We start from the raw sequence: 17,585 nt of genomic DNA on the forward strand, positions 1-17,585 counted from the left end.
AAAACTTCCTGCTCGAGGAAGTTTAATCTAATTGTGCTGTATAATGCTTATGAGCTTTAAAACCATATATGGCATTAGCACCGCCGAATAGAATGAAGATTGTTCCTACAATGATTTGAACAGCAGTGAAGGATGACAAAAATAGGATGTTTACGCTCAATGCAATTAACGTTACGCCTAATGCAATTCTGGATCGCGATTCTAAAATTCGTTTTTCAAGAGAGTCCGCTAATCGTAATGAACGAATGCGACTCATTAAATAAAATAAAAAAGTACCTATTGCAAGAATGACCATAATTCGATCCATACATGTAACCTCCAAAAATAACGCTTCTACCTTTATTGTAGCGTGATTATTACGTTTTGACTAGTTTATTTAGAGAGAGGCGAGAAGATGTTAAAGCATGTTTTAACGAAAATAAAAGAATACAAAACAATTATTATTCATCGTCATGTTCGACCTGATCCTGATGCATTAGGTTCTCAATTAGGGTTAAAGTCGATTATACAAGCCACATACACAGAAAAGAACGTTTTTGCTGTAGGAGAAATGGAAGACTCTTTATCTTTTCTTGGGGAAATGGACCACATTACTGATGAGATGTATGAAGGTGCCCTGGTCATTGTATGTGACACAGCAAATACAGCGCGTATTAGTGATAGTCGTTATCAGCTGGGCGAGAAGATTATGAAATTAGATCATCATCCGAACGAAGAACCGTATGGTGACATTGTGTATGTCGACACAACTGTTAGTTCAACTAGTGAACTTGTTGTTGCACTTTTAGAAGAAACGAAAGAGCTTATTCTAACAAAAGAAGCTGCTTTTCTTCTTTATGGTGGGATTGTTGGCGATACTGGACGTTTCCGTTTTCGCAACACGACAGGAAAGACGTTACTGAGAACAGCGCGTTTGTTGGAGATGGACTTTGATACGCAAGATTTCTATCGGCATTTATACAAGCGCTCTTTACCAATGGTTCGATTAGAAGGACATATTCTGCAGAATTTTGAAATCCATAATGGAAATGTTGGTGTGATGCGTTTACCTGCCTCCTTATTAACAGAATGTGGTGTCACAGCTAATGAGTCCTCTTTACTCGTTAATACATTTGCTGATGTAGAAGGACTGGAAGCATGGGTGTTTTTTGTCGAAGAAGGAGAGACCATTCGGTGTAGGATTCGTTCTAAAAGCGTGGTTATTAATACCATCGCTAAAGAACATAACGGCGGTGGACATCCTGTTGCAGCTGGTGCAACGGCATTTAGTTGGCATGAGACTGATCTGATTGTGAAAAAGCTAATCGATGCTTGCAGGAAATAAAAAGAAACAGGCCATGGCCTGTTTTTTTAATTGCTGCTTTTCGCTTCTTCATTTATGATGTCTACATCAATTCTAAAATCTGGCAATGCGTAAGTGCGCTTTATTTCAATCGTATATACGTTATCATTGATTAAATAAGATTTGTTTTGTACAGCACTTTCCATAACCTCCGTTAAATGAGCAATGGTTTCAATGCTGGTTCCTTGTAAATGCTGAAGTTCTTTCAGAATCTGTTGCCTTAATTCGTATAGATTCAATTGACTTAAATGGTACTTGTCGGCGTTTAAAATGGTAACAGAAAGCGTTTGAACAATGAGTTGTTTTGCATTTTCTTCGTTTTGTGTTGTAAGGTCGTTTATAAACTGAGCGTTTTTTGCTTGTAAATCTTTTATAAGGATTTCTTTTTTTCCGAGTTCACCGTGGAAATGGTCATGTTTTTGACCGTATTCAGCAAGAAAGAATCCCCAACCAATAAGGGCACCTATTAGAATGCCCGCAAAAAACCTGAGCCAGCCCCGATGCTTTTTGTAATTAGGAATGTACATTAGACAGGATCTCCAACAATCCAGCGAAGTACGATTGAGCCAGACTGAGCGCCACAAAATGCAACTAACAGCATGGCTAACGTCTTGTAGATGTCCTCGTGTACGCCACTGAACAACCCGCTTTCAATTTTTGTTATGGCATCAAACGAACCGCCGATTGCGGCAACGATCGCCCATATTTTTAAACTGTTTGATAAACTGTAGATTTCGCTTAAAATCGGTTTACTAATTAAGAAGGCACCAATTCCACCAATTAAAGCACCGCCAATCATAACGCCGAACGCGATAAAAAAATTCATAACTAAATGGGCGAGCATTTCTCTTGTTAACATGGTCGATTCACCACCCGATTTTACGTATACTTATATATAAGGACAAACTAACGAAAATATGACGTTTTTTTAAGTGTCATGGAGCGAATTCAAAGAAAGGAGGTATTTAAATGCAAGCATTGCTTTCAAATATTTACAGCGAATATAGTTTGCTTCAATCAATTAATCGAATTGAAGAATTTGTAGCTTATGCAAAACAGAATGGCTATAGCTCACTGGGATTAACTGATCGCAACGTGTTGTATGGTGCTGTTCCTTTTTATAAAGCTTGTATAAAAGCGGGGATTAAGCCAATTATCGGCCTTGAATGCGACGTAATGGCCGGTGATCAGCGTGTGCCAGTCCGATTACTTGCTAAAAGTAAGGCAGGATATAGACAGCTTGTCGCTATCAGTTCAAAAATAAATCTTGACCCAAAAAATCAGGGAATCAATCTTGATTTTTTTCAACAAGAAACAACAGAGTGCGTTGTATGCCTCTTTAAAGATTCCTTTTATAGCGCTAAAAACTGGTCAAAGCGTTGGCAAGCTTTAACGAGTGGGGCGACAGGTGTGATAGAGCTATCGGGAGATGATGACTATCAGCTGAGTCAGTTTGCTAAAGCATTCCAGTTAACGTGTATTGCTGCTCCGCCAATTCGCTTCCTTCAGAAGGGAAATTCTATTGTGTATCGGCTTGTGCGAGCAATTGACGCAGGGTCTTCACTTGAACATATCTCGGTAGACGATGGGATGGAATCCGCTTATCTTCTTTCTATTCAAGAACTGCAACAGTCTTTCTCAACAGAGGTTCTTGAGGCAACCAATAAACTTGCCAAAGAAATTGAGACAGAACTTCCTTTAAATGAACCGCACATCCCTTCATATGATTCGCTCTCAGAAGAGGAAGCAGATGCTAAACTAAAAGAGGAGTGTGAAGTTGGTTTAACGAAGCGCTATGGTGAAGACCCAACTGAACAACAGCATAATCGCTTAAAAAAAGAACTGCATGTAATCGCAGAAATGGGCTACTCATCTTACTTTTTAATCGTTGCTGATTTTATGCGCTATGCGAAAGAACAAGGGATCTTAACTGGACCAGGGCGTGGTTCTTCTGCAAGTTCTATTGTCGCTTTTACTTTGTTTATTACAGATGTAGATCCGCTAAAGCATGACTTGCTGTTTGAAAGGTTCTTAAACCCAGAACGTATTAGCCTTCCCGATATTGATATTGATTTTCCTGACTACCGCAGAGATGAAATGATCCAGTATGTAAAAGAACGCTTTGGAAGGGATAAAGTAGCGCAGGTATTAACTTTCGGGACATTTGCTGGTAAAGCGGCGATACGTGATGCAGGCAAGGCGCTTTCTTTAAAGAGCTCTTTTGTCGATCAAGTCGCAAAATCGTTAACTCCTGCCTCGCTTCCATTAATCGAAGCCATTGAGAAAGGGCTTTTTAAATCGTTAAAGTCACCCGAACTTGATCAGTTGCTGTTTTTTGCAAGGCAACTTGAGGGGCTTCCACGACATGTGTCAACACATGCTGCTGGTGTCATTATTAGCGACGCTCCGCTTCAAAATAAGGTTGCACTTCAACACGGAAGCGATCAAGTTCCTATCACGCAAGCAGATATGAATAGTTTAGAAGCGCTTGGCTTGGTGAAATTTGATTTTCTTGGATTAAGAAATTTAACCTTACTGGAACAGATTCTACATTTAATTTATAGACAAACAGGACAGTCGATTGATTTGCAAAGCATTCCTTTTAATGATGAACCTACTTTTCGGTTGTTACAAGCAGGTAAATCAACAGGTATTTTTCAACTTGAATCAGCTGGAATGAGAAGTGTCTTAAAACAATTAAAGCCAACCCATTTTGGTGATATCGTAGCGACAAGTGCACTTTATCGGCCAGGGCCAATGGACTTTATCCCTGAATATATAAAAGGAAAAGCTCAGCCGAAAGATTGTTATTCAGCAAATGAAGAAATCAATAAGATTTTAAAACCAACGTTAGGTGTTGTCGTATACCAAGAGCAAATTATTAAACTGCTACAAGTTAGTGCGGGTTATAGCTTAGCGGAAGCAGATGTTTACCGAAGAGCGATCACAAAAAAAGACCGTCAGTTGATGAATGAAGATCAATTTGTGACAAGGGCCGTACAAAATGGCTTACAAAAAGAAGAGGCGGCGTTTATATTCTCTTTAATTGAACGATTTGCAAACTATGGATTCCCAAAGAGTCATGCAACAGCCTATAGCTTTATTAGCTACTGGTTGGCTTACTTACGTGTCCATTATGCAGCAGCGTTTTTTGCGGCGCTCTGCTCATCTAGCTGGCAGTCCCACAGCAAATTATATGCCTATCTATACGAAGCAAGGAGAGAAGGGATTCGTGTTCTCCCTCCCTCTGTCTTTAAAAGCGATGCTCTTTTTACACTTGAAGGCGAAGCCATTCGTTTTGGTCTTCTGCCAATTGCTCGTGTTAATTTGCAAGCTGTTCAATTGTTGAAATCGGTTCGCACAGAGGAAGATGAAAATTTGTTTTCATTTTATGCCCGTGTTAACGCTGTTGCGATCAATCAAAACGTACTCGAATCCTTCATAAAAGCGGGAGCCTTAGATGAATGGAATCAGCCGAGGTCGGTATTATTAGCCAACTTAGATAAAGCAAAAGCATTTGCTGATCAAGTAATGGATTTTAAAGAATCAGCCGGAGATCTTTTCACCATTAAGCCTGCTACGCCAAATTATATTGCAGTCGAGCCTTCTTCTAAAATAGAGGAATTGGAATGGGAAAAAGAGGTGTTAGGTTTTTACTTGACGGGGCACCCGATTGAAAATGAGCAAGAGCGCCTTGTGCAGTTTGGGAGAACGAAACTGGCAGACAGCCGGCCTTCTCGCAAAAAAGTTCGGGTTGCTGCGCTGTTATCTGATGTAAAAAAAATATCGACTAAAAAAGGAGAAGCGATGGCTTTCTTTACGGCTAGTGATGAATCGGATGAATGCAGTTGTGTTGCATTCCCCCAAGTTTGGAAAGCTTACGAATCGGTGCTACAAGACCATGCACTTGTTTTCTTGGAAGGATTTATGGAAGAAAGAACCGGTAAGAAACAGTTTATTGTTCAAAAAGCAATTGATATTAAACAAGTCGGTCAAGGCCAGACACAACAGGCACTATACGTGCGCATGAAAGCGAACCTGGATACGCCGACAAAACTAAGTGATTTAAAATACATTCTGAGTTTAGATTCAGGTGTGACACCGGTTATTTTACATCGTGAAAGAGAAAAAACAACGAAGCGACTGGCTGATGAGTATTCAGTAGCTCCAAGTCGCAAAACCATCCAGTTGCTAAGTCAGCTTTTTGGAAAGGAAAATGTTGTATTAAAAGATAAGAGCTGAAGGGTTGTTTTTAATAAAAATAGAAGAAGTTCTTATCCTCCTATTGGCGGATGGCGATGAGTTGTTTATAATAGAGAACGTAGATTGAGTGGTCAGACCAGTAAGGCTGAATATAAAGGAGAGAACGTTATGCCTACTACAAGAGAAGAAGCACTACACATGCATCGAATTAATCAAGGAAAGCTAGAATCAAAAGCGAAAGTTCCAGTTAGGAATGCGCGTGATTTAAGTTTAGCTTACTCACCTGGAGTTGCTGAACCATGTAAAGAAATTTTTGAAGACGTGGAATCGGTATACGAATATACAATGAAGGGTAACATGGTTGCAGTTGTTAGTAATGGTACGGCAGTCTTAGGTCTCGGTAATATTGGCCCCGAAGCTTCTTTACCTGTAATGGAGGGAAAAGCCGTTCTGTTTAAATCGTTCGCTGGTGTTGATGCATTTCCAATTTGTTTACGATCAAATGACGTTGATGAGATTGTAAACACGGTAAAAATGCTCGAGCCTACATTTGGTGGGGTGAATTTAGAAGATATTGCTGCTCCAGATTGTTTCGTTATTGAAGAACGATTAAAGAAAGAAACAAATATACCTATTTTCCATGATGACCAGCACGGTACAGCGATTGTGACACTTGCAGGGTTAATTAATGCCCTGAAAATTAGTGGCAAGAAACTATCTGAAATTAAAGTTGTTGCCAATGGAGCAGGTGCTGCTGGAATTGCTATCATTAAGTTGATGCTACGTATGGGTGTACGTGATATCGTAATGTGCGATACTAAAGGGGCTATTTACGAAGGTCGACCATACGGAATGAATGGTGTAAAAGAAGCTGTTGCAAAACGGACAAATCCGAACAAACAAGAAGGTCAGCTAGTTGACGTTATGAAAGGCGCCGATGTTTTTATCGGAGTTTCAGTTGCGGGTGCCGTTACGAAAGAAATGGTAGAGAGTATGAATGTGGACCCAATTATTTTTGCGATGGCCAACCCAGTACCAGAAATTATGCCTGAAGATGCTAAAGCTGCAGGCGCTTCTGTTATCGGAACAGGAAGATCTGATTTTCCAAACCAAGTGAATAATGTTCTTGCTTTTCCTGGTATTTTCAGAGGAGCTCTTGACGTCCGAGCGACGCATATTAACGAGGAAATGAAAGTGGCAGCCGTTTATGCCATTGCAAACTTAGTTGCTGAGAGTGAGTTGTCAGTTGACTATGTCATTCCAGCACCATTTGATCCACGAGTTGCGCCAGCGGTAGCGGCAGCAGTCGCTAAAAAAGCAATGGAAACAGGTGTTGCAAGAGTTAAGGTAGACCCTGAAGAAGTTGCTGAGAAAACTAGAAAACTAACAATTATTGATTAAGGAGAGGCTATGTCAGCTGATAAGCGTTACATCGAGATTATTCGAGCACTGAGCGAGATGATTCAACACGATGGCTTAGTAAGCGGGGACAGGCTTCCATCAGAGCGTGAACTTAGCGACCGACTAGCAGTCGGTCGCTCCTCTATTCGTGAAGCACTTCGAGGGCTGGAGCTACTCGATATTATTGAAACACGAAGAGGAGAGGGCACGTATATGAAAGCAACCTCCAGCTACCGCTTTGTAGACTTGCTTCTTTCTTTTATCTTAAAAGACGAACAAGCAAAGCAGGATTTGAGTGAAACAAGACGAATAGTAGAGTTGGAAGCTTTAAAATTGGCCTGTATTCGAATAACGGACAATGAAATAAAGAGGCTAGAGCAATTTATTACTCGTTCCAAAAAAGAATGGAAAAATGGCGACTATCCAGTAGAAGAGGATTATCAGTTTCACGAAACAATTGTGAAAGCTTGTGGAAATGTACTCCTTTATAACATATGGAAGTCGCTTGTTGCATTCAATAAAGAAGCGATTAAGCAGTCGCTTGAGAGAAGTGGCCGACCTCCTGTGTCAATTAAAGAACATGAGCTGATCGTAGAAGCGATAAAAACACGCAGTGTTGAACAAGCGCTAGAGGCAATGAGACAGCATTTAAAAAATAGCCGTTTTTAATGGGTGAAGCAAGGAGTGATACCGTGTTAAAAGATATTTTTCAAAAAAAGAAAAAAAGGTATGCAACGATTCCTTCAGATCGAGCAAAACAAGAAGTGCCTGAAGGATTAATGACGAAGTGTCCTTCTTGTCGAACGATTATGTATACGAAAGACTTAAAGAAAAATTTAAGCGTATGTAGAACTTGCGGGCATCATCATCGGATGGGAGCTTGGGAACGAATTGAAGCTTTAATTGATGAAGGGACCTTTCAAGAGCTGGATTCTGAAGTGATTGGTGGAAACCCACTTGGATTTCCAGGTTATGAAGAAAAGCTTGAAAATGATCGCATAAAAACAGGAATGAATGAAGCTTGTGTTTCTGGTCAAGGTCAAATAAATGGTTATCCGGTTATACTTTCAGTGATGGACGCTGACTTTAGAATGGCAAGTATGGGTTCAGCTGTTGGTGAAAAGTTAACTAGAGCAATTGAAAAAGCAATTGACACGGGTTTTCCAATTATTATTATTGCCGCTTCTGGTGGGGCACGTATGCAAGAAGGTATGCTTAGTTTAATGCAAATGGCTAAAACGAGTGCTGCCCTAGAAAGATTAGACCGCAGTGGTGGTTTATTTATTTCGATTATGACGCATCCGACTACTGGAGGAGTTTCTGCAAGCTTTGCCTCATTAGGTGATTATAATTTTGCAGAACCAAAAGCATTGGTTGGATTTGCTGGACGAAGAATAATCGAACAAACAATTCGTGAAGAGCTTCCAGAAGACTTTCAAACAGCAGAATTTTTGCTGGAGCATGGACAACTTGATCGAGTTGTACCGCGATTAGAAATGAAAGAATTGCTAACAACTGTATTAGCAATTCATCAGTAGTAAGGAGGAGTTTTGTTGTCTTCTGAACAAGAGTTTGAGAAACCAGTAATTGAATTAAGGCAGAAGATTGAAGATTTACGTTTGTTTGCTTCTGAGCGTGAGTTAGACTTAAGCACGGAAATTCAAAAGATGGAAAACCGATTAACTGAACTTGAAGAAATGGTTTATGCAAATTTGGAACCGTGGGAACGTGTTCAGATTGCACGAGATCATGAACGTCCAACGACGCTCGATTATATTGACGCGCTATTTGATGATTTTTTAGAAATGCACGGTGACCGTTTATTTGGAGATGATAAAGCGATCGTAGCCGGAATCGCTACATTTCATGGACAACCTGTTACAATTATTGGCCATCAAAGAGGAAAAGATACGAAAGAAAATATCTTAAGGTATTTTGGATCGCCCCATCCAGAAGGTTATCGAAAAGCACTTCGTCTCATGAAACAAGCTGAAAAGTTTAATCGCCCAATCATTTGTTTTATTGATACAAAGGGAGCATATCCAGGGAAGTCAGCTGAAGAAAGAGGACAGAGCGAAGCAATTGCCCGTAATCTTCTTGAAATGGCTGGTTTGAAAGTACCGACTATCAGTATTGTTATTGGCGAAGGCGGTAGTGGCGGAGCATTAGCGCTCGGTGTTGCAGATCGTATTTTTATGCTGGAAAACTCTACGTACTCCGTTATCTCACCTGAAGGAGCTGCGGCTCTTTTATGGAAAGATTCAACTCAGGCAAAGCGAGCTGCAGAAACAATGAAAATTACAGCTCCGGACTTATTTGACTTAAATATTATTGATGCGATAATTGAAGAGCCTAAGGGTGGAGCACAGCGAGATGTATGCAGTCAGGCAACAAAAATAGAAGCAATAATTAAAAATACGCTTGCAGAATTAAAAGCAAAATCAGTTGAAACACTACTTGATGAACGCTATGAAAAGTTCATGAAAATGGGCAGAATTTCAGATAAACGAGTCGAAACAGGATCTAAATAAGATGGAAGTGCTTTCATTGATATGAAAGCACTTTTTGCAGTAGGGAACTACTTGTATTCATGAAATCAAAGTGGTATCTTTACAAGCAGAGACTGAAGAAATGGACGCTCGTGCTTCATTTTTCATTGTGTGTTAGGAGGAAAAAAGTTGAAACGAATTGGTGTGTTAACAAGCGGAGGTGACTCTCCAGGAATGAATGCTGCCATCCGCGCTGTTGTTCGAAAAGCGATTTATCACGGTATAGAAGTTTATGGAATTTCTTATGGGTATCAAGGCTTGATTGAAGGCGACATCAAGAAAATGGAACTTGGTTCAGTAGGTGACATTATTCATCGTGGTGGAACCATGTTATATACAGCTCGTTGTGAAGAATTTAAAACGTTTGAGGGCCAGAAAAAAGGAATTGCCCAGTTAAAAAAGTTTGGGATTGAAGGCCTTGTTGTCATTGGTGGCGATGGGTCCTATCGTGGCGCTCAAAAGCTAAGTGAGCATGGGTTCCCAACGATTGGCGTACCAGGAACAATTGATAATGACATTCCTGGAACAGACTTTACAATTGGGTTTGACACAGCGCTAAATACCATTATAGATGCAATTGATAAAATTCGAGATACGGCTACGTCTCATGAACGAACGTATGTTATTGAAGTTATGGGCAGACATGCTGGAGATTTGGCGCTTTGGGCTGGGCTTGCAGATGGTGCAGAAACCATAATTATTCCGGAAGAAGAACATGACATGGACCAAATCTTGGCCAATATTAAACGTGGACAAGATCGGGGTAAGAAACATAGCATCATCATCGTTGCAGAAGGTGTTGGCTCAGGCTTTGAATTCGGAGAACGGATTAGCAAAGAAATGAACATGGAAACGAGAGTGACTGTCCTTGGTCATATTCAGCGTGGTGGTTCCCCAACTGGTTCTGATCGCGTTTTAGCAAGCCGTTTAGCTGCTAAAGCAGTTGATCTATTACTAGAAGGAAAAGCGGGCGTAACGGTTGGTATTCAAAACAATCAACTCGTTCATCATCCGATTAATGATATCTTGGAACTTCCACATAAAATAGACACAGATATGTACAAGCTTTCACAAGAATTATCGATCTAACAGGAGATTTTAGGAGGAAAAAAATGCGTAAAACAAAAATCGTTTGTACAATAGGACCGGCAAGTGAGTCGATCGAAAAGCTAGTAGAGTTAATGGAAGCAGGAATGAATGTCGCCCGCCTCAATTTTTCTCATGGAGATTTCGAAGAGCATGGAGCTCGTATTAAAAACATCCGCGAGGCATCAAAGCAAACTGGTAAAACGGTGGCCATTTTATTAGATACAAAAGGACCGGAAATTCGCACACAGACTGTTGAAGGTGGAGCCATTTTGTTAGAAAAAGGGCAAAACCTAATCGTTTCAATGGAAGAAGTAACTGGAACAAAAGAAAAAATTTCTGTTACTTACCCAGGGTTGGTAAACGATGTTCAAGTTGGCAGCATGTTATTACTTGATGATGGTTTAATTGAGCTTGAAGTAACTGCAGTTCGTCAGAATGAACTTGAAACCATTGTCCGTAATAGCGGAACGTTAAAGAATAAAAAAGGCGTTAACGTACCTAATGTCAGCGTAAACCTTCCTGGTATGACTGATAAAGATGCAGCCGATATCGTGTTTGGCGTGGAACAGAATGTTGACTTTATTGCTGCTTCATTTGTTCGTCGTGCATCTGATGTATTAGAGATTCGGGAGTTGCTTGAAACCAATGGCGCAGCAGATATTGCGATTATTCCTAAGATCGAAAACCAAGAGGGTGTAGACAATATTGATGAAATCCTTGAAGTATCAGACGGTTTAATGGTTGCACGTGGTGACCTTGGAGTAGAAATTCCTGCCGAGGAAGTTCCACTTGTTCAAAAACTGCTTATTAAGAAATGTAATGAGCTTGCAAAACCAGTTATTACAGCTACACAAATGCTTGATTCCATGCAACGGAACCCACGCCCTACTCGTGCGGAAGCAAGTGACGTGGCGAACGCGATTTTTGATGGTACGGATGCCATCATGCTTTCAGGAGAAACCGCTGCTGGTGACTATCCTGTTGAATCTGTACGGACAATGCATAATATCGCAAGCCGTACGGAACAAGCACTTAATTATGATTTAATTTTACGTAAAAAAAGCAAGGAATCGAAACAAACGATTACAAGTGCGATTGGACAATCTGTTGCTCACACGGCTTCTAATTTAGACGCAGCTGCAATATTGACGGCAACTGAAAGTGGTTATACCGCACAAATGACGTCAAGATTCCGTCCGAAATCGCCAATTTTGGCGATTACGAGCAATGAAAGAGCTCTTCGTAAAATGGCATTGGTTTGGGGCGTTACACCATTGTTTGGTGAAAAGGCAAGCACGACAGACGAAATGCTTGATCGCACGGTTGAAGCTTCCGTTAGTGCTGGTTATGTGAAACAAGGTGATTTAGTTATTATTACAGCTGGTGTTCCAGTTGGTGAAACAGGTACGACAAACTTATTAAAAGTCCATATGCTTGGGGAAGTAAAAGCAAAAGGGCAAGGGATTGGTAGACGTTCTGCAGCAGGAAAAGTAGTTATAGCTCATAATGCTCAAGAAGCCATAGACAAAATAACAGAAGGTGCTGTACTCGTTACAAAATCAACAGATAAAGATATGATTGAAGCATTTGAGAAAGCAGCAGCTGTTATTACTGTGGAAGCTGGGCTTACTTCACATGCGGCAGTTGTTGGATTAAACTTAAGTACTCCAGTTATTGTTGGTGTTGAAGATGCTTTAACGTTGTTTAAAGACGGTGAAGAAGTGACGGTTGATAGCGTGACCGGAAACATTTACAGTGGACATGCACGTGTACTATAATTAAGAAAAAGAAGAGGTGTTCCTCTTCTTTTTTCTACTTGTAAGGTGGGAAAGTTTACATGAAAAAATTCATTCTTCCAATTGCGATCGGATTGCCGTTACTTGAACTCTTCGTCATTATCTTATTTGTTAATTGGATTGGCGTTTGGTCAACGCTTGGGTTAATGCTTTTAACAAGCGTAATTGGCGTACTTTTTGCAAAAAGCCAAGGACTAAAAACAATAAAACTTGCTCAGGTACAAATGCAGAATAATCAAGTGCCGAATCAATCTCTATTAGATAGTATTTGTATTTTTATCGGTGGAGCACTGCTTGTTCTTCCTGGTTTTATTATGGATGTAATTGGTCTATTCTTGTTAATCCCTTGGACAAGAACAATTGTTAAAGCAGGGCTTTTAAAAGGAATTCATTCGGCGATTGCGAAAGGACAATTTGTCGTTTTACGAAGACGGTAAGTGGGTCTTCCATTGCTTGGATATAGCAGGAATGTCGAAATTGTGATATTATATGAAGTGCCTAGATTGGAAGAGAGGTTCATTCGGATTTTCGAATTGTTGCCACAGAAGTTTAACCAACATAACTTTTGTACTAGAACCCTCTGTTTTAATCTATCATCTTTTGTTTGAATATGAATCTGATGTTTGAACAGGCTGAAAAAGTAATAACGTTAATCGATTTGCTGAAATGGATTGATTAACGATCGCCACATTGCTACAGAAGTAATGGGCATTTCCTTTAATGAAATGGTCTACATTGTTTTTACAACTGTTTGAGCTCTAATTAAAGGAGTTGAGAGTTTCGTCGTTCTTTACGAAACCGCTTCACCAGGAAACCATACGCAGGTGAAGGATTTTTCAGAGAAAAGGAGAGATATAGGTGACTACTACTCGCGGTTTAGAAGGTATTGTTGCAACACAGTCAAGCGTAAGCTCAATTATTGATGATGAACTAACGTATCAGGGGTATGGAATCGATGATTTAGCGAATAATGCAAGTTTTGAAGAAGTGATTTATTTACTTTGGAATGGTGAGCTTCCGTCCCAAAAAGAATTGAAATCGTTTACAGAGAAACTAGCTTCTGAAGCAGAGGTTCCTGAACAAATTTTCACGCAAATGAAAGCCTATCCAATTGAACAAGTTCACCCGATGGCAGCTTTAAGAACGGCCATATCTACTCTCGGACTATTTGATGAAGATGCTGAAGTAATGAATGAAGAAGCGAATTATGAAAAAGCAATCAAGCTCCAAGCTAAAATTCCGACAATTGTTACTGGTTTTGAACGAATTCGTTCAGGGAAAGAGCCTATTAAGCCGAATAAAGATTTGTCATTTGCTGCGAACTTCCTTTACATGTTGAATGGAGAAACGCCTGATGATCTTTCAGTTGAAGCATTCAATAAAGCGCTCGTTCTTCATGCGGATCACGAATTAAATGCTTCTACATTTACGGCGCGTGTCTGCGTTGCAACACTATCTGATGTTTATTCTGGTTTAACTGCTGCCATTGGCGCGCTAAAAGGGCCACTTCATGGTGGAGCAAATGAAGCTGTTATGAACATGCTTTTAGAAATTGGTAAACCAGAAGAAGTAGAGCCTTATTTACGAAAAGCACTGGATAACAAAGAGAAGATTATGGGATTTGGCCACCGTGTTTACAAAAACGGTGATCCTCGTGCAAAACACTTAAGAGATATGTCAAAGCAATTAACTGATGTCATTAAAGAATCTAAATGGTATGACATGTCCTTGCAAATTGAAGAAATGATTACAAAAGAAAAAGGCTTATTACCAAATGTTGACTTTTATTCAGCGACTGTTTATCACAGTCTTGGTATTAAGCATGATCTCTTTACACCAATCTTTGCGGTTAGCCGTACCTCTGGTTGGTTAGCGCATATTTTAGAGCAATACTCAAACAATCGTTTAATTCGTCCTCGTGCAGAGTACATCGGACCAAATAAGCGTAACTATGTTTCAGTAGAGTCTAGATAACGTTTTAAGAGCGGAGAAATCCGTTCTACATACTATGGATATGGAGGAATACAACATGGCAGCAGAAAAAATTCAAACGAACAATGGTGTGTTAAGTGTACCAAATGAACCAATCGTACCTTTTATTGAGGGAGATGGAACAGGTCCTGATATTTGGGCAGCGGCTTCTCGTGTATTAGATGCAGCAGTTGAAAAAGCATATGGTGGAGAGCGTAAAATTCATTGGAAAGAGATTTTAGCTGGTGAAAAGGCATATAACCAAACAGGTGAGTGGTTGCCTGCAGAGACGTTAGATGCCGTACGTGAGTACTTGATTGCTATTAAAGGACCATTAACAACACCGATTGGTGGAGGAATTCGTTCACTCAACGTTGCGCTTAGACAAGAGCTTGATTTGTATACATGCTTACGTCCAGTTCGTTACTTTACAGGAGTGCCTTCACCAGTTAAACGACCAGAAGATACGAACATGGTTATTTTCCGTGAAAATACAGAGGATATCTATGCTGGTATTGAGTTTAAAGAAGGTTCTGATGAAGTGAAAAAGCTTGTAGCTTTCCTTCAAGATGAGCTAGGAGCAAAAAATATTCGTTTCCCTGAAACGTCAGGCATTGGAGTTAAACCAGTATCGAAAGAAGGAACAGAGCGTCTTGTTCGTTCAGCGATTCAGTATGCACTAGATGAAGGCCGCAAGAGCGTAACGCTTGTCCACAAAGGAAACATCATGAAGTTTACTGAAGGTGCTTTTAAGAGCTGGGGTTATGATTTAGCTGAGCGTGAGTTTGGCGATAAAGTCTTTACTTGGGCTGAGTATGACAAAATTGTTGAAGCAAGTGGTCGTGAAGCTGCAGATAAAGCACAGAGTGAAGCGGAAGCAGCTGGGAAGATTGTAATCAAAGATTCGATTGCGGATATCTTCTTGCAACAAATTTTAACTCGTCCAAAAGAATTTGACGTAGTTGCAACAATGAACTTAAATGGAGACTATGTTTCAGATGCACTTGCAGCTCAAGTAGGTGGAATTGGAATTGCTCCAGGGGCAAACATTAACTACGATACAGGACATGCTATCTTTGAAGCGACTCATGGAACTGCACCTAAATATGCTGGTCTTGATAAAGTTAACCCTTCTTCTGTATTACTGTCAGGCGATTTATTGCTTCGTCACCTTGGCTGGGTAGAAGCTGCAGACTTAATCATGTCTTCAATGGACAAAACAATTGAGAGCAAGGTAGTTACGTATGATTTCGCTCGATTAATGGACGGTGCTACTGAAGTTTCATGTTCAGGTTTTGCTGACGAACTAATTAAGAATCTATAAGACTAGTAGGTCGAGTGAAGATTAATTTACGTTCCACTATTCGGTTGAGGAGTGTTTTTGCATGGCGATTAAACGAAGAAAGATTTCTGTAATAGGCAGTGGCTTTACAGGAGCAACAACAGCTATGATGGTCGCTCAAAAAGAGCTAGGTGACGTTGTTCTAGTCGATATTCCTGATATGGAAGGCCCAACTAAAGGGAAAGCGCTTGATATGCTAGAATCAACACCAGTTCAAGGGGTGGATTCGGTCATTAGCGGTACTTCTAACTATGAGGATACGAAAGACTCCGATGTTGTCGTCATTACTGCTGGAATTGCGCGTAAGCCAGGGATGAGCCGCGATGATTTAGTAGCGACAAACGCAAAAATTATGAAGTCTGTTACGAAAGAAGTGGTAAAGCATTCGCCTGACTGTTACATTATCGTTTTAACGAATCCTGCTGATGCAATGACTTATACAGTGTATAAAGAGTCTGGATTTGAGAAAAATCGAGTGATTGGTCAATCTGGCGTACTCGATTCAGCTCGTTTTCGAACGTTTATTGCGCAAGAGTTAAACCTGTCAGTTGAAGATATTACTGGATTTGTTCTCGGTGGTCATGGTGATGATATGGTTCCACTCATTCGCTATTCTGCTGCAGGTGGCGTACCTCTATCTACGTTAATTTCGCCAGAGCGCTTGGATGAAATTGTCGAGAGAACGCGAAAAGGTGGCGGTGAAATTGTCAGCTTGCTTGGTAATGGCAGTGCCTACTATGCACCCGCTGCTTCCTTAACGCAAATGGTTGAAGCCATTCTTAAAGATAAGAAGCGCGTTATTCCAACGATCGCTTATCTTGAAGGAGAATATGGACACCATGATCTCTATCTTGGTGTGCCAACAATTCTTGGTGGTGACGGAATCGAAAAGATCATTGAACTTGAGCTGACCGATGAAGAAAAAGCGCAGCTTGAAAAATCTGCTCAGTCCGTCCGTAACGTGATGGACGCTTTACCAACAGCATAATCATAATGTTACTTAAACCCCCACCTGTATCGCAGGTGGGGGTTTTTTGCCAGCAACCCAAGTGATCGGTTAACATTGATAAAAGGTAGGTTAGCTGCTTTGCTTGGCGCCCTATTTCATCAATCAAAAAAATCAAGCATAGGCTCTACTTATGCTTGATTTTTTAGGTAATTATGATGCACTTGCAGGTTGTTTTTTTAAAGTAACAGCTTTCTCTTTTTTAACAAAGCTATCTTTAAACACGCTAATAACTTTAGAAATGATAATAATCGAGAAAATAGAAAACAGCCCTGGAATCAATCCGATTACATAAAAGCTTAATAGTACAACGGTTGCGTCAAAAACAAAATTTGTCTTTCCTGGATCGAGACCTGTTTTTTTCTGTAAAAAAAGCGCTAAAATATTTGCTCCACCGAGAGAAGCTTGATTTTTAAATAGAATCGTTAAGCCAAGTCCGATCAGTAAGCCCCCAAATACAGCGCCTGCAAACATGGGGATGGTAAAAGCGGGTAAATAGCTGTCAACCGCTGTTAGGAGCGATAAGGTTGTAACGGATAAGGCTGTCACAACCGTAAATGTTATGCCCATTCGCATTAACGAAAAAATGTAAAACGGGATGTTTACTAGGAAAAACAAAAGCGAAAACGGTGCATTAAATAAGTAAGCCAAAGAAAGTGTTAGACCAGCTGTTCCACCAGTTACAAGCCCTGCGTGGCGTAATAACAATACACCTCCAGCTACTAGTAAGCAACCGCAGAAAATAGCTATTATTTTTTTGAAAGTCATTGTGTAATCACCTTTTTTAAATTGTTCCTAAAATCATATAAAAGATATCATCACATTTGCATAACAACTAGTAGGATCTTCTGATTTATGATTTAATAAATGCAGGGATTTAGAATGA

16 protein-coding genes are annotated in these 17,585 nt (G+C 40.2%); 12 read left to right on the top strand and 4 right to left on the bottom strand.

Features of this window, described 5'->3' with window-relative positions:
- Window positions 1-22: 22 nt before the first annotated feature.
- Window positions 23-307 (bottom strand): YtpI family protein, encoded by a 285-nt coding sequence (locus tag JOC54_RS08305; protein WP_051991962.1) that lies wholly within the window; start codon window positions 305-307, stop codon window positions 23-25.
- 87 nt (window positions 308-394) lie between these two features.
- Between JOC54_RS08305 and JOC54_RS08310 the strand changes: the two genes are divergently transcribed.
- Window positions 395-1,324, top strand: a complete 930-nt coding sequence (locus JOC54_RS08310; RefSeq protein WP_204465652.1) for a DHH family phosphoesterase — start codon at window positions 395-397, stop codon at window positions 1,322-1,324.
- A 26-nt stretch (window positions 1,325-1,350) separates the two neighbouring features.
- Here the strand turns inward: JOC54_RS08310 and ytrI are convergent, their stop codons facing one another.
- Both ytrI and JOC54_RS08320 read right to left on the bottom strand, forming a co-directional pair.
- Window positions 1,351-1,869 (bottom strand): sporulation membrane protein YtrI, encoded by a 519-nt coding sequence (gene ytrI, locus JOC54_RS08315; RefSeq protein ID WP_051991967.1) that lies wholly within the window; start codon window positions 1,867-1,869, stop codon window positions 1,351-1,353.
- Window positions 1,869-2,201 (bottom strand): YtrH family sporulation protein, encoded by a 333-nt coding sequence (locus tag JOC54_RS08320; protein WP_035421532.1) that lies wholly within the window; start codon window positions 2,199-2,201, stop codon window positions 1,869-1,871. The genes ytrI and JOC54_RS08320 overlap by 1 nt, the downstream gene beginning before the upstream one ends.
- A 110-nt stretch (window positions 2,202-2,311) precedes the next feature.
- Between JOC54_RS08320 and JOC54_RS08325 the strand changes: the two genes are divergently transcribed.
- The 11 genes from JOC54_RS08325 to mdh all read left to right on the top strand — a co-directional run bounded on the left by JOC54_RS08325 (window position 2,312) and on the right by mdh (window position 16,681).
- Window positions 2,312-5,584: a DNA polymerase III subunit alpha gene (locus JOC54_RS08325; RefSeq protein WP_204465654.1), complete on the top strand. Its 3,273-nt coding sequence runs from the start codon at window positions 2,312-2,314 to the stop codon at window positions 5,582-5,584.
- Between the two features lie 129 nt (window positions 5,585-5,713).
- Entirely contained in the window at window positions 5,714-6,946 is a 1,233-nt protein-coding gene (gene ystJ / locus JOC54_RS08330) for an NADP-dependent malic enzyme (RefSeq protein ID WP_054794900.1), read from the top strand.
- Between the two features lie 9 nt (window positions 6,947-6,955).
- Window positions 6,956-7,615, top strand: coding sequence for a FadR/GntR family transcriptional regulator (locus JOC54_RS08335; RefSeq protein ID WP_204465657.1), 660 nt, complete (start codon window positions 6,956-6,958; stop codon window positions 7,613-7,615).
- Window positions 7,616-7,638: 23 nt separating this feature from the next.
- Window positions 7,639-8,484 (top strand): acetyl-CoA carboxylase, carboxyltransferase subunit beta, encoded by an 846-nt coding sequence (gene accD / locus JOC54_RS08340; protein ID WP_035421537.1) that lies wholly within the window; start codon window positions 7,639-7,641, stop codon window positions 8,482-8,484.
- Window positions 8,485-8,499: 15 nt separating this feature from the next.
- Window positions 8,500-9,477 (top strand): acetyl-CoA carboxylase carboxyl transferase subunit alpha, encoded by a 978-nt coding sequence (gene accA, locus JOC54_RS08345; protein ID WP_204465659.1) that lies wholly within the window; start codon window positions 8,500-8,502, stop codon window positions 9,475-9,477.
- A 147-nt stretch (window positions 9,478-9,624) separates the two neighbouring features.
- A complete protein-coding gene (gene pfkA / locus JOC54_RS08350) occupies window positions 9,625-10,584 on the top strand; it encodes a 6-phosphofructokinase (RefSeq protein ID WP_204465661.1) in 960 nt (319 codons plus the stop codon).
- 23 nt (window positions 10,585-10,607) lie between these two features.
- Window positions 10,608-12,362, top strand: coding sequence for a pyruvate kinase (pyk, locus tag JOC54_RS08355; protein WP_204465663.1), 1,755 nt, complete (start codon window positions 10,608-10,610; stop codon window positions 12,360-12,362).
- Between the two features lie 59 nt (window positions 12,363-12,421).
- Window positions 12,422-12,817 carry an FxsA family protein gene (locus JOC54_RS08360; protein ID WP_204465664.1) on the top strand — a complete coding sequence of 132 codons (396 nt, stop codon included), beginning with the start codon at window positions 12,422-12,424 and terminating at the stop codon, window positions 12,815-12,817.
- 421 nt (window positions 12,818-13,238) lie between these two features.
- Window positions 13,239-14,354 (top strand): citrate synthase, encoded by a 1,116-nt coding sequence (gene citZ, locus JOC54_RS08365; protein ID WP_035421543.1) that lies wholly within the window; start codon window positions 13,239-13,241, stop codon window positions 14,352-14,354.
- A 55-nt stretch (window positions 14,355-14,409) separates the two neighbouring features.
- On the top strand, window positions 14,410-15,675 hold the full coding sequence (gene icd, locus JOC54_RS08370) for an NADP-dependent isocitrate dehydrogenase (protein WP_204465666.1): 1,266 nt from the start codon (window positions 14,410-14,412) through the stop codon (window positions 15,673-15,675).
- A 61-nt stretch (window positions 15,676-15,736) separates the two neighbouring features.
- Complete coding sequence (mdh, locus tag JOC54_RS08375; RefSeq protein WP_204465667.1) at window positions 15,737-16,681, top strand: malate dehydrogenase; 945 nt, start codon at window positions 15,737-15,739, stop codon at window positions 16,679-16,681.
- A gap of 171 nt (window positions 16,682-16,852) precedes the next feature.
- Here mdh and JOC54_RS08380 read toward each other — a convergent pair whose 3' ends face one another.
- Window positions 16,853-17,467: a YitT family protein gene (locus JOC54_RS08380; RefSeq protein ID WP_204465669.1), complete on the bottom strand. Its 615-nt coding sequence runs from the start codon at window positions 17,465-17,467 to the stop codon at window positions 16,853-16,855.
- Window positions 17,468-17,585: the final 118 nt, after the last annotated feature.

The sequence above is a fragment of the Shouchella xiaoxiensis genome, assembly GCF_016907895.1.
GTDB classification, from domain to species: Bacteria; Bacillota; Bacilli; order Bacillales; family Bacillaceae_D; genus Shouchella; species Shouchella xiaoxiensis.

What these genes read in the sequence shown, in the direction of transcription:
- ystJ (WP_054794900.1), top strand. Translation starts at nt 5,714, where the DNA reads ATGCCTACTACAAGAGAAGAAGCACTACACATGCATCGAATTAATCAA.
- mdh (WP_204465667.1), top strand. Translation starts at nt 15,737, where the DNA reads ATGGCGATTAAACGAAGAAAGATTTCTGTAATAGGCAGTGGCTTTACA.
- icd (WP_204465666.1), top strand. Translation starts at nt 14,410, where the DNA reads ATGGCAGCAGAAAAAATTCAAACGAACAATGGTGTGTTAAGTGTACCA.
- JOC54_RS08310 (WP_204465652.1), top strand. Translation starts at nt 395, where the DNA reads ATGTTAAAGCATGTTTTAACGAAAATAAAAGAATACAAAACAATTATT.
- JOC54_RS08320 (WP_035421532.1), bottom strand. Translation starts at nt 2,201, where the DNA reads ATGTTAACAAGAGAAATGCTCGCCCATTTAGTTATGAATTTTTTTATC.
- pyk (WP_204465663.1), top strand. Translation starts at nt 10,608, where the DNA reads ATGCGTAAAACAAAAATCGTTTGTACAATAGGACCGGCAAGTGAGTCG.
- JOC54_RS08360 (WP_204465664.1), top strand. Translation starts at nt 12,422, where the DNA reads ATGAAAAAATTCATTCTTCCAATTGCGATCGGATTGCCGTTACTTGAA.
- JOC54_RS08305 (WP_051991962.1), bottom strand. Translation starts at nt 307, where the DNA reads ATGGATCGAATTATGGTCATTCTTGCAATAGGTACTTTTTTATTTTAT.
- ytrI (WP_051991967.1), bottom strand. Translation starts at nt 1,869, where the DNA reads ATGTACATTCCTAATTACAAAAAGCATCGGGGCTGGCTCAGGTTTTTT.
- JOC54_RS08335 (WP_204465657.1), top strand. Translation starts at nt 6,956, where the DNA reads ATGTCAGCTGATAAGCGTTACATCGAGATTATTCGAGCACTGAGCGAG.
- JOC54_RS08325 (WP_204465654.1), top strand. Translation starts at nt 2,312, where the DNA reads ATGCAAGCATTGCTTTCAAATATTTACAGCGAATATAGTTTGCTTCAA.
- JOC54_RS08380 (WP_204465669.1), bottom strand. Translation starts at nt 17,467, where the DNA reads ATGACTTTCAAAAAAATAATAGCTATTTTCTGCGGTTGCTTACTAGTA.